Origin of the sequence: Flavobacterium akiainvivens (assembly GCF_001278115.1) — a bacterium.
Lineage (GTDB): Bacteria > Bacteroidota > Bacteroidia > Flavobacteriales > Flavobacteriaceae > Flavobacterium > Flavobacterium akiainvivens.
Genome location: NZ_LIYD01000005.1, coordinates 3842245 through 3855010, shown reverse-complemented (window position 1 = coordinate 3855010; position 12766 = coordinate 3842245). Strand labels below are relative to the sequence as shown.

Genomic DNA, 12766 nt, shown 5'->3' with positions numbered 1-12766 from the left:
AGCAATTAATAATTTATAAAACCAAATTAAGAACATGAGAAAGTGTTTTTTTAGACTATCAGCGTGCGGTGCTATGCTTGCCGCACTATTGCTGGGCACAGGCTGCAGCGATGACGACAACAACAATGGCAGCAACCCGGTTAACCCCGTTACAGACGGCAGGTTTATTACCGTAGCAGGTGCCATAATGCAGGATGAGCCGGGCGATGGTAACGGTGGTACAAGGGTGTATTCAATTACCAAAGAAAATGCACAAGACCCTAACTTCTCTGTAAATGTATATGCAAACGGTATGGCTGTACAGTCTAACCGTACCGCACGCTTACAGTCTTCGGTAGATGGCAGTACATTATTTAACATCACCTACACAGGCAGTAACGGTGGTGAGTTTATGACTTACAATGTGGCCGGCGGCGGAAACTTTACCCAATCAGGCACAACGGTAAATATTTCGCAATACGCAGGCACATCGCCAAGGTGGGTAAAGCTATTTGATGGCGATAATACAGGTGTTGCCGTAAACGTAACCGCCCCTCAGGTTGTAACCGGTACAGATGGTGCTTATGTGCGCACAAGGGGTACTGCAACAGTACTTTCTTTAGACCTTCAAAACATACTTATCTCGGGCTACAAGCAGTATGAAATTGCACTTTCAGCGGCAGAAGAAGCCCAGGGCCACCACATTTTCCGCCTTGATGCCCCTACGCTTAATGCAGCAGGCAACAAGCTTATTATTGGCACATGGATGCGTAAAACCGACCCTGCAACGGGCCAGAACGCAAGCGGCTTTGAGCGCCTTGGTTCAAAATCAGTAGTGGTAGATTACCCGTCTCTTGAAAACCCTCAGGTTATTACATCAACAGTTGCCTTTGGCGATACCAGCGGCTACCGTAGCTTTAACAGCTTTGTAGGCAATGATGGCAACGTTTACCAGGCTACACAACGCGATACCGAAAACGGTTCGTACATCCTTAAAATAAACCAAAACAACCAGTATGACAACTCGTATGTATTTAGCCTTGACGATGCCCTTGGTGTAACAGGCTCTTACATAGATGCGTGGAGGTATGCCGGCAACGGTATTGCATATGCTGTTTACACACACGAAGGTGCAAACAACCAGGGCTTTGTTGCCCGTCTTGACCTTAACGCCAGGACTGCACAGCTTGTAACAGCTATTGAGTATGATGCCGATCTTGACTTTGGCCAGTACCAAGGCTTTGTGGTAGACGGTAACCAGCTGTATATTGCTGTAACTCCTGTAGGTAAAGACGGTAACATTTATGTTATTGACATACCAAGCGGTGCAGTAACTAAGGGTGCCAAGCTTGTTAACCAGCCAGGAAACCACTACATAGGTGTATTCTAATACAACATATTACCCTACCTTTGATGCATCCGTTCCCCTTTATTTGGGGAACGGATTGTGTCATTTTTATAAAACAGCATACAACCGCTATTTCATAAAACCAATGAAAAAAACAATTTTTACCGCACTACTGCTGGCTTCGCTAAGCGGCTTTGCACAACAAAACAGCCTTTTAAGCCAGGATTTCTGGAAAACAAACCCGGGCCTTGACGCCGTTAAGGCAGAAGTAGCAAAAGGCAACAACCCGGCCGAGCTAAACCCTAATGCGTTTGACCCTGTGGTTATGGCCATTAACGGCAATGCCTCTGCTGAAACCGTTACCTATCTTATAAACCAGCCCGGCAACGGCGTAAAAAAACCTACGCACGATGGCCGCAACTACCTGCACTGGGCCGCCCGAACCGGCGATGTAAAGCTGGTAGAATATCTTATAGCGCAGGGTTCTGACCTTAACCTTGAAGATACACACAACTATACCCCGGCCCAGTTTGCCGCCGCTAACGGCCAGACAAACACCGCCATTTATGATGCTTTTTTTAAAGCGGGTATAGACCCAAAAAAGAAATATAAAGACGGTGTAAACCTGTTGCTTATAGCAATTCCGGCAGATAAAGACCTTACCCTGGCCAACTACTTTGTATCAAAAGGCATGTCCTTAAAAGATGTAGATGCCAGTGGCGCTACCGCTTTTGACTATGCTGCCCGTACAGGCAATATAGACCAGCTAAAGGCGCTTATTAAAGCGGGTGTAAAATATACCGACCAGGCTGTTGTAATGGCCGCACAGGGCTCTCGCCGCAGCGCTAATACCATAGAGGTGTACAAATACCTTGTTGAAGACCTGAAACTAAAAGCTACAGCCACTACTGCTGAAGGGCAAACCGTACTGCACTTTTTGGCACGAAAAGAAAACCAGGCCGATATTATAAAATACTTCATAAGCAAAGGCGTAGATGCTGCTAAGGCAGATAAAGAGGGCAATACACCGCTTATGCTGGCTTCGGCTGGTAAAGATGTACAGGTACTGCAAACGCTGCTTACCGGCACTAAAGATATAAATGCAGTTAATGCAAAAGGCGAATCGGCACTAACGTTTGCCATACAAAACAGTAATGCCGAGGTGGCTGCGCTGTTGATAGCAAAAGGCGCTAACGTGCAAATTAAAGACAAAAAAGGCAACAACCTGGCCTACCACCTTGTAGAGGCTTACAGGGCGCCAAGGGGCAACCAGCCCGATGATTTTACGGCTAAGCTTACCCTGCTTAAAGAGAAAGGCCTTAACCTTGCCGCACCACAGCAGGATGGCAGCACACTGTATCATGTGGCGGTGGTTAAAAATGATGTGGCACTGCTTAAAAAGCTTTCGGCTGCCGGTATAGATGTTAATGCACAAAATGCCGAAGGCCTTACCGCGCTACACAAAGCGGCCATGGTGGCTAAGGATGACAGCGTACTAAAATACTTGGTGTCTACAGGCGCTAAAACCAACATTAAAACAGAATTTGACGAAACAGCCTACGACCTTGCCGGCGAAAACGAGCTGCTGCAAAAAGGTAAGGTATCGGTTGATTTCCTAAAATAATATAAGCATGAAAGTATTCTATAAACTATGCCTTGCCCTGCTGCTTTTAGCATCGTTCCAGGCATCTGCACAAACCTCTAAATACAAGTGCCTGCTGCAAATGTCTAACTACATAGGCGAGGGTGCTTACATAACCGTATCGCTTATAAACGCTAAGGGAGAGTATGAAAAAACCCTGTATGTAATGGGCGATGATGCCCAGTGGTACAACAGCCTTAAAGAGTGGTATAAGTTCTATTCTAAAAAACCGAAGCTTAGCGCCAAGACAGGGGCATCTGTAGCCGGTGGCGACCGTAGTGTTACCGTTTTTGAGATAGAAGACTCAAAAATAGGCAAAGGCTACAAACTGCGCTTTGAAACCGCTGTGGAAGACCAGAAGTACCACGCTACCGATGTTGAAATTCCGCTTACTGCCGAGGGGCTTACCGCCAAGACTGACGGCACTGGTTATATACGTTATGTAAAGCTGAGTAAGCAGTAAGGAGTTGGGGTATGACACTTTCCGTATGGAGATTTGCACATTTGGCGCTTGCGGTAACGGCATCGTTGTTTTTAATACTGGCATCGGCCACGGGCATAATTTTAGCCATAGATGCCGCCGGGCAAAAACAGCCTGCCTACACTAACAGTGATTTTGAAAAGCTTACACTGGCTGAGGTACTGCCGGTATGGCGCCAAAATTACCTTGAAGTTACAGAGGTTACCGTAAGCCATAACCGCTTTGTTACCCTTAAGGGGTTTGACGAAGACGGCAATGAAATTGATGCATACATAGACCCCAAAACCGGAAAAGTTACAGGTAAGCCTGAAGCCGAAAGCTCTTTTATAAAATGGGTAACATCATTGCACCGCTCGCTGTTTATGCACGAGGCAGGCAGGCTGTTTGTGGGCATAAATGCTTTTTTGCTCATACTCATAGCCCTCTCGGGTTTAGCATTGGTGCTGCAACGCCAAAAAGGCCTTAAGCGCTTTTTTACCAAAATAACTAAAGACAGTTTTGCCCAGTACTACCACGTGGTGCTGGGCAGGCTGTTACTTATACCCATACTTATCATTGCGCTAACGGGCACCTACCTTTCTATGCAGCGCTTTAAGCTGTTCCCTGAAAAGGTTCAAAACCATAAGGAAATTGCTTTTCCTGATGAGGCCCCAAAAGCACAGGACATAGCCACTTTTGCCCTTTTTAAGCAAACACATTTGGCCGATGTACAGAAAATTGAATTCCCCTTTGATACTGAAGACCCCGAAGAACTGTTTACCCTAAAGCTAACCGACCGCGAGCTTAAGGTGAGCCAGTTTACCGGAGAGGTGCTTAGCGAGGTGCGCTACCCCACAACAACGGTACTGGAAACCCTGAGTATGGATTTGCACACCGGCCGTACTAATGTTATCTGGGCAATAGTGCTGGGTATAGCATCTGTAAGCATACTGTTTTTTATTTACTCCGGTTTTGCCATGACGCTGCGCCGCCGGGCAACACGCATTAAAAACAAGTATAAAGCTGAGGAGGCTACTATTGTTTTACTGGCAGGTTCAGAAAACGGCAGTACACTGGGGTTTGCAAATGCCATACACCGCCAACTGCCGGCTGCCGGGCATGCTTCTTACCTTGCACAGGCTGATGATTATACACTGTATCCCAAGGCTACACACCTGATGCTGTTTACCAGTACACACGGGCTGGGCGATGCGCCTTCTAACGCCCGTAAGTTTTTAAGCCTTTTACAGAAACAGCCACAGGCTCAAAATATAGAAGTTTCGGTAGTGGGTTTTGGCTCAAAAGCCTATCCTGATTTTTGCGGTTTTGCCCTAAAGGCACAGGAAATACTTGACGGGCAAACGTGGGCAGAGCAACTCCTGCCACTGCATACGGTTAATGATAAGTCGGCTACCGAATTTACAAACTGGGTAACAGCCTGGAGCGCCCAGACCGGTATAGCCCTGGCTACCACCCCGGCACTTTACAGCCAGAAACCAAAAAAACTACAACGCTTTAAGGTAGTAAGTAAAATGGCTGATGACCATACGTTTATACTTACTTTGAGTACACCGTGGTTTGCCAAATATACCTCAGGCGACCTGCTGGCCATTTACCCCGATGACAATACAGAACGGCTGTATTCTATTGGTAAAGTAAAACGCAGGGTTCAGCTTGTGGTTAAGCGCCATGAAAACGGACTCGGTTCGGGCTATCTTAACAGCCTGCAAACCGGAGATAGTTTTAAAGCGCGTATAGTAGCCAACCATTCATTCCACCTGCCTAAAAAGCCGGTTGTTATGGTAGCAAACGGTACCGGTATTGCCCCGTTTTTGGGTATGTTTGCCCATGCAGGCAAGCGCTATGACTGCCGTTTGTACTGTGGTTTCAGGAGTAACACAACACTTACAGAGCACTATCGCAGCGTTGCCACTGCCCAAATGCTGAAACACCACCTTAAGAGTTTCCACATGGCTTTTTCGCGTGAAGCAGATAGTATGTATGTAATGGATCTTATAAACCGCGATGCTGCTTTTTTTGCCAGCCATCTTGAGGCAGGGGGCATAATAATGCTGTGCGGTGCCATAGCCATGCAGCAGGATGTAGAAACCGTACTGGAAACCATTTTGGCCAGCCAAAACAAACAACCACTATCGCACTACAAAGAAAATGGCCAGCTCCTTGCCGACTGTTATTAAATAGTTTTAAACACTTTTAACCCGTTGCTATGCTACTTCGCGTTCAAAAGCTATAAAATGGGTTAGCTTGTCCTGGCTGTTATAAAGAGGGATAATGTTTACTTCACACATATATTGCTCCCCGTTTTTTCTGTAATTAACAAGCTGTGCAACAACAGGTTCTCCTTTATCAATAGCCTGCCTTATTTTTTGTTTGGGTTCGGGCAGTGTATTTGGCCCCTGCAAAAAATTTGGCGATTTGCCTAATGCCTTTTTTACCGCATAGCCCGTCATGGCAACAAATCCGGGGGTGGCATGTAGTATAATTGCATTTGCATCAGTTACAACTATTGCCTCATAAGTTGCGTTGTCCCAGTCTAAAGCATCAAAATCATACACCCAGGCATATTTAGCCTTCAGCTGGTTTAAAAGCGTCAGGTCTTTGGCACGTTCTAATTCATCGAGTTTTCTTTGATAGGCCTGCGAATAGATATCCCAGCTTGCAAGCGGCGGGCGTGTGGGAGATGGCTGTAGTTTATCGGCAATGGCATCACGCTCATCTTTACTGAGTGATGACAGGTACAGGTCAAGGCTTTTTATGTTATCAAGATCGTCTTTGCTCATCGTATAACCGTTATTATTAGCTTACCAAAAAGGTACATTATTTATAATGCAGTAAACTGGTTGTGGCTGGTTATAAAAACTTACAAGTATTCCAACACGGAAACTCAAACAGTGTTTGAATGAAGTTTATTAAGAACGCTGCAAAGATAGGCAGAATTTCATTATTTAATAGAAAATGTGTTTTAAGCTTTGCCTTGTGGGCTTTGAGCACTACTTTTGCATCGTGAAAAAGATTGCAGTCTTTATAGCATTATTCTTATTCCTAAGGCCCATATTGCCCGTAGGCGAATATGTATTTAACTATAATTATATTGCTAAAGAACTGTGTATTAATAAAGATAAGCCTGTAATGCACTGTAACGGTAAGTGCCACCTTATGAAGGAACTTGCCAAAAAAGCAGCCGAGGAAAACCCTTCATCTGAAAAGAAAACGGCTACTGCGCAGTTTGAAATACTTGCCCTGGTTCAGGAACCTTTTACAATTTCTTTTACTGAACAGGTAAATTATAACATTAGCCCCGCTACCGTTTATACCAACCTGTATTCCCACAATTACAACCCTGTATTTTTAAGGCCTCCCGGTTTGGCATAATTGCTTTTACTACATATAGCGCATTTAGCAATGCGCCCTATATGCTATTATATAAAAGTAATTAAGCTGTAACTGCACAATGGCACAGGCTAAGCCTTATGTTACGTTTGCGTGTGTATATCAGTATATACAATACATCCTGATTTCGTGTGCGGGCAGCTTTAAATTAAAAATCCAGACAATGAAATTTTATTATTGCCTTGTAACTGCAATGCTTTTTGCGGTTACATCATGCACGCTTGATAAAACCGATTATGAAGCAGAAACAGGTGCGGAAATACCTGAACATTATGAGTTTGAAGAAGCGGCCTCAATAAACAACGGTATTTACACAATTAGTATAGAAACCCTTAACGGCACTTTCTATAAAGGATATAACCAAGTACACGTAACCGCTACCAACACACAAACCAATGAACCGTTAAGCACAGAAGAAATCACGTTCCTGCCGGTTAAGGCAGATGCATCGGGCAATGCAATGTCATGCCCGCACAAATACAATCTGGCTTATGATGCTGAAAACGCTTACTACAGCGGCTATGTTGTTTTTACGGAAGTTAGCAACAATACCACAAGCTGGAAACTATATCTGGGCATTAACGGCAACACAGCAACTACCGATATATCTGTTGCCGAGCAGCCTAACAAAAACCTGAATATGACCGCTTTTACCGGTAATGATGGCGGCAGTTATGTTATTGCGCTTATTGCCCCCCAAAGGCCTGGTGTTGCCGAAAACGAGCTGGTAGCGGGTATTTATAAATACAACACGCCAGATGCCCCACCCGTAACCTTTCCTGACCCGGAACAGTTTTCGTATACCGAAGTACAGGGGTATACATTACGGCTCGACCCGCGTATGCCGCAGCCCTCTATGGGTAACCATTCATCGCCCAATAACCAGGATTTGACTCAGCATGAAGACAGCTTGTACTATGGCGTGGTTAACTATACCATGACCGGCAACTGGACGCTCAATTTTATCCTGGAAAACCAAAACGGGCTGATAATTAAAGGTACTGAGGTGCCTACTGATTTTACCCCCGGTATTGAGGGCGTAAAAAGTGAGCTGCATATAGACATCTTATTCTAAAAGCATGAAAATACTAACCATAATCCTGCTTTTATTAGGGATAAGTGCCGCAGCACAAAACGACAGCATTACTACTCTTGAAGAAGTTAAGGTTACCTCAACGGTAAAAAAGAAAATTGAAACCGATATGAAAATGGCGGTTTCGGTTGATGAGTACCTGGCTTCATCAGAAAGTATAAGTTTTATAAAACGGGGTGCTTATGCCTGGGAACCCATGCTTAATAACATGGGCAGCGAACGCGCTACACTAACCATAGACGGTATGCATATTTTTGGTGCGTGTACTGATAAAATGGACCCTATAACGTCTTATGTAGAGGTAAACAACCTTGCGGCTGTAGATATAAAATCAGGCCAGGCAGGCAGCCTGCACGGGGCTACGGTTTCGGGCAGTATAGACCTGAAACGAAAGAGCACCCCGTTTGGCCTTGACAAAAAATGGAACAGTGCTTACCAAACCGGTTTTGAGTTTAACAACAGGCAGTTTTTTAACCTGGGCAATGTATCTTATTCAGGCGAAAGGCTGGTGGCAGATGGTAGCATATCTTACAGAAAAGCCGGAAACTATACCGCAGGTAATGATAAAGAAGTTAACCATTCGCAATTCAGTAAGTTTAACAGCTCGCTGGGGCTGGCTTATAAAACCGGCAAACTCTCATCACTCCGTGCCGATGCCATTTTTGATATGGCTAAAGATGTGGGCTTCCCTGCCCTGCCCATGGATTTGTGGCTGTCAAGGGCTATAATTACGTCAGTAGCTTACAAACAGCTTTTTGAAGAAGGTTTTGTGCGCGCCTGGGACACCAAGCTCTACTTTAATGCCATAGAGCATTATATGGATGACACTACCCGACCCGAAAACCTGGTACACATGGATATGCCCGGCTGGAGCACTACATATGGCCTGGTAAGCAAAGCCAGCCTCAAACGTGGCAACTATTCGGGCGAAGTGCAGCTTAATGCTTACGATAACCTTTCTATAGCCGAGATGCGCATGTATCCGCAAGACCGCAGCCAGCGCACCATGTTTGCCTACAGCTGGCCATGGGTTACCACCCGTTTTGCAGGGCTTAGCATGAACAACTCTTATGATGTTTCTGAAAAAAGCCGGGTAAATTTTGGTGGCTCACTGTCATTAAACTACAATTACTCCAAGTATGCCGAGTTTAACTGGATTTTTCATCCCGGTGCGCCACAGGAAAAAACAAGGGTACTACCGGGCCTGCACGGCAGCTATGTGCTGACTGTAGACAAATTTAATTTTTCTGCGGGGGCGGGTTACGGGCACAGGGCGCCATCGGTATCAGAAGGCTATGGCTACTATATTTACAACAGCTTTGACCGTTATGATTACATAGGCAACCCTAACCTAAAGAACGAGATTTCGCACGAACTTAATGCTTCAGCAGGATTTGCCAATGATAAATTCAGCCTTCAGGCTAAAGCCAATTACTTTTACATTAAAAACTATATTATAGGCCGTATTTTGAGTATGGGCAGCCCTATGAATTACCAGTCGGTTGGTGTAAAAGGCTACACCTCTCTGGATTATGCCACGCTGTTTAACTTCTCACTAAATGCAAGCTATAGTATACTGCACGACCTGCATATTAACGGTGTACTTACTTATGCACGCGGGCAGGATAATAAAGGAGGGAACCTGCCCTTTATCCGTCCGCTAAGCTATCAGGCATCGCTGCACTATATGCTTAAAAAATTCAGTGTACAGGCATCAATAAACGGCGATTTATCCCAAATTAACTATAGTCCCCAATATGGTGAAGACCATACGCCGGCATTTACAATAGTAAACGTATCGGCCGATTATACTTTCAGTATAAGCAATGCAACGGCCACCATTCAGGCCGGAGCCGAAAACCTTTTTAACCAATACTACAGCACCTATGCAGACTGGGGAAATATACCCCGCATGGGAAGCAACATTTTTACATCATTAAAATTTAACCTTTAAAATATCCTAAAATGAAAAATTTAAAACAGTACGTTTTATTATCACTTACAGCACTTTCATTAACCTCATGCTCAGATGACGAGCCCGTAGCCAATAGCGTGACCCTTTCTTTTAACAACACGTTTAATACTACTACTATAGTTTTGGGCAATGCTGCTTCTGCCACAGCTACAGCTAACACCTCGGCAGCCGGTCAGGTACACCATTTTTCTGAACTTAAATATGTAATTAGCAACATACGCCTTATTAAAGACGACGGAACCGAAGTGCCCTATAACATTAACGACCTTGATAATGGTGCTGCCGTTATAAACCAGGCAAACCCTGCATCGTTAAATTATGTGCTTAATAACATACCCTCGGGCACTTACAGGCAAATAAAATTTGGCCTGGGCGTTAAGCCCGATATAAACACGTTAGACCAGGTGCGTTTTCCTGCTTTTTATGCAGCGGCCGGTGCTAACGATACTGAAATGCACTGGGAATGGGGAACCGGATACCGCTTTACCAAAATTGAAGGATTTTATGATACCGATAATAAAACGCTGTCTATACATACCGGCAGTACGGTAGAGGGCGCTGAAGGTAGCTACACGCAAGGCGTTGATGCCTACAGGGATATAACGTTAGACCTTACCACCAACGCAGTAGTGGGCAGCTCGGCTCCAAAAATTACTATTAAAGCCGATTTCAACAAGCTGCTTAGCGGTGCTGCAAACACCATTACACTGGGCGAAGACAATGCCATACCAAGCATACATACCGCTGCAAACATGGTGCTTTTTGTAGATAACCTGGGCGGTAACGGCACAAGCGATATAAAAGGAATGTTTTCTGTTACAACTGTAGAAAATTAATAGATAATCAGGGGCCGCCTGATAAAAGCAGCCCCTGATTTACAATTGCATAAACCAATGAAAAGAATTGCCTGCCTGTTACTTTTAGTACTACTAACATCATGCAGTAATGACGATTACCGGCCAATATACAACAACCCTGAAATTGTGCTTACTATTCCGCCGGGCTTTCCTGCCCTAAACCCTGCTGTAAACCAAAACAGGCCTACGCAATATGGTGTTGAGCTTGGGAAGCTGTTATTTAATGATAAGAGGTTTAGTACAGATAACAGTATATCGTGCGCAAGCTGCCACATACAGGCCCATGCCTTTGCCGATAATAATATTCAGGGCATAGGGGTTGAAGGCAGGATAGGGCTCAGGAACGTGCCCTCCATACAAAATATGGCGTTTATGCAGTTTTACAACTGGGATGGCAGCAAACTGAAGCTTGAAAACCAGCCGCTTGTACCCATCATTACACACGAAGAAATGGATTCGTCTATACTTGAAGTTATAGATAAAATTCAGGATGATATAGCCTATAAAGACTTATTTGAAAAAGCTTTTGGCGATGCAGCCATTACACCCGAAAGGATTTACAAAAGCATTGCACAGTATGAGTATACCCTTATTTCGGCCAACAGTAAGTATGACAACGTAATGCGCAATGAAGGCGAAACTTTTACAGATAGCGAAGCCAGGGGGTATGAAATATTTCAGCAAAAATGTGCCGGTTGCCATAGCGGGGAACTGTTTACCGACCAAAGTTTCAGGAATATCGGTTTCCCGGTAAACACTGATTCTAACGAGGCGGGCCGTGCACGTGTTACCGGTAAGGCAGAAGATTATATGAGTTTCCGTGTGCCGTCTTTACGAAATGTGGAATTTACAGCCCCATACGGCAGTTTCGGGCAGTTTGCCACACTTCAGTCTGTACTGGATTATTTTGATAACGGGGTTTTAGGTGCCGATAACCTTGACCCTGTTTTTAAAAACAGTAATAACAGGATTGCACTTACCACACAGGAAAAGGCCGACCTGATTGCATTTATGAAAACATTGAGTGACATTCATTTTACAGAAGGCTTAAAGTAAATGTATTAGCCTTAGTTTAAACATATATCCTAAAGAAATATTAGTTTGCAGGAAGCCAAACTGCTGAGTAGCCTTATCAAGCGGGCTCTTTGTAGTACGTATGTCGCTCATGTCATGGGCTGCTACATTTTTAAGTTCAAAGTCATATCCCGGACCTTTAAAATGTATGTTATGTAGCTACTGCTGCCTAAATGGTCCGGATGAAAATAATAGCTGTTTAACAATTTTTGGTCGCGCACCCCATAGGTTATAATTGGTTACCACCGCACTAAAAACAGCTTAATATTTCACTTTTGGAGTTTGTTTTTACGGTGTGAAATATCAACTCTCATATTGAAAAATTTTAATTACACATTTAACATCTAAGCCATTTGTAAATTTTCCTTAACAAAATTCTCCAAGAAATAAAAAAATAAAGCAACCCAAAGGTTGCTCTATTTTTTTCATCATAATTTCAATAAATATATACTGAAGACTCACACTTAAATACTACTTTATTAATTGAATTTAATAGATAGTAATATCTAAAATCTAATCTTTTCATCATATCTATTATAGCGGTATATTTTCAGTATTTCTTCCATATACCTCACGACAGCCTCATTATCAAATCCAGAAGATAGAAATTCTGAAATAGTTTTTAATGAATCTGTTAAAGCCCATAAGTCTAATACTTGAAATTTTTCGCCTTCTTTTAAGATTATATACGTGAATGAGGGACTTCTGTTCAAGTATAATCTGTAAATACCTTTACTCTTGTAACCAATTTCAGCTTTATCTATAATTTCTTTTATAAAAAACTTTTCTCCATTATTTAGTTCATTTTTATCAGTTAAATATTTCTCAGCCCCACCCTTAATTTTAAGAATTGTTTCAGGACTATCAATAATTTGAGAAAAAGCATTATTAACAAAACATATAATAATTATTAAAGCTATTTTCATG

General features: G+C 43.5%; 11 protein-coding genes. 9 read left to right on the top strand and 2 right to left on the bottom strand.

The genetic code is table 11. The annotated features are described in order from the left end of the window. Window positions 1-34: 34 nt before the first annotated feature. The 4 genes from AM279_RS17250 to AM279_RS17235 all read left to right on the top strand — a co-directional run bounded on the left by AM279_RS17250 (window position 35) and on the right by AM279_RS17235 (window position 5627). On the top strand, window positions 35-1369 hold the full coding sequence (locus AM279_RS17250) for a hypothetical protein (protein WP_054409296.1): 1335 nt from the start codon (window positions 35-37) through the stop codon (window positions 1367-1369). Window positions 1370-1472: 103 nt separating this feature from the next. Next, window positions 1473-2951, top strand: coding sequence for an ankyrin repeat domain-containing protein (locus AM279_RS17245; protein WP_054409295.1), 1479 nt, complete (start codon window positions 1473-1475; stop codon window positions 2949-2951). A 7-nt stretch (window positions 2952-2958) separates the two neighbouring features. Next, window positions 2959-3432, top strand: coding sequence for a DUF2271 domain-containing protein (locus AM279_RS17240; protein ID WP_054409294.1), 474 nt, complete (start codon window positions 2959-2961; stop codon window positions 3430-3432). 11 nt (window positions 3433-3443) lie between these two features. Further along, window positions 3444-5627: a PepSY domain-containing protein gene (locus AM279_RS17235; RefSeq protein ID WP_054409293.1), complete on the top strand. Its 2184-nt coding sequence runs from the start codon at window positions 3444-3446 to the stop codon at window positions 5625-5627. Window positions 5628-5654: 27 nt separating this feature from the next. On the opposite strand, the gene AM279_RS17230 is transcribed toward AM279_RS17235, so the two are convergent. Next, window positions 5655-6230, bottom strand: a complete 576-nt coding sequence (locus AM279_RS17230; RefSeq protein WP_054409292.1) for a PAS domain-containing protein — start codon at window positions 6228-6230, stop codon at window positions 5655-5657. Between the two features lie 223 nt (window positions 6231-6453). Here AM279_RS17230 and AM279_RS17225 point away from each other — a divergent pair, with 223 nt between their 5' ends. The 5 genes from AM279_RS17225 to AM279_RS17205 all read left to right on the top strand — a co-directional run bounded on the left by AM279_RS17225 (window position 6454) and on the right by AM279_RS17205 (window position 11821). Further along, a complete protein-coding gene (locus tag AM279_RS17225) occupies window positions 6454-6822 on the top strand; it encodes a hypothetical protein (RefSeq protein WP_236688527.1) in 369 nt (122 codons plus the stop codon). A gap of 181 nt (window positions 6823-7003) precedes the next feature. Then, window positions 7004-7915, top strand: coding sequence for a hypothetical protein (locus AM279_RS17220; RefSeq protein WP_054410390.1), 912 nt, complete (start codon window positions 7004-7006; stop codon window positions 7913-7915). A gap of 4 nt (window positions 7916-7919) precedes the next feature. Next, window positions 7920-9887 carry a TonB-dependent receptor plug domain-containing protein gene (locus tag AM279_RS17215; RefSeq protein ID WP_054409290.1) on the top strand — a complete coding sequence of 656 codons (1968 nt, stop codon included), beginning with the start codon at window positions 7920-7922 and terminating at the stop codon, window positions 9885-9887. An 11-nt stretch (window positions 9888-9898) separates the two neighbouring features. Beyond that, window positions 9899-10744 carry an MbnP family protein gene (locus AM279_RS17210; protein ID WP_054409289.1) on the top strand — a complete coding sequence of 282 codons (846 nt, stop codon included), beginning with the start codon at window positions 9899-9901 and terminating at the stop codon, window positions 10742-10744. Between the two features lie 57 nt (window positions 10745-10801). Continuing rightward, entirely contained in the window at window positions 10802-11821 is a 1020-nt protein-coding gene (locus tag AM279_RS17205) for a cytochrome-c peroxidase (protein WP_054409288.1), read from the top strand. Window positions 11822-12345: 524 nt separating this feature from the next. On the opposite strand, the gene AM279_RS17200 is transcribed toward AM279_RS17205, so the two are convergent. Next, window positions 12346-12765, bottom strand: a complete 420-nt coding sequence (locus AM279_RS17200) for a hypothetical protein (RefSeq protein ID WP_054409287.1) — start codon at window positions 12763-12765, stop codon at window positions 12346-12348. Window position 12766: the final 1 nt, after the last annotated feature.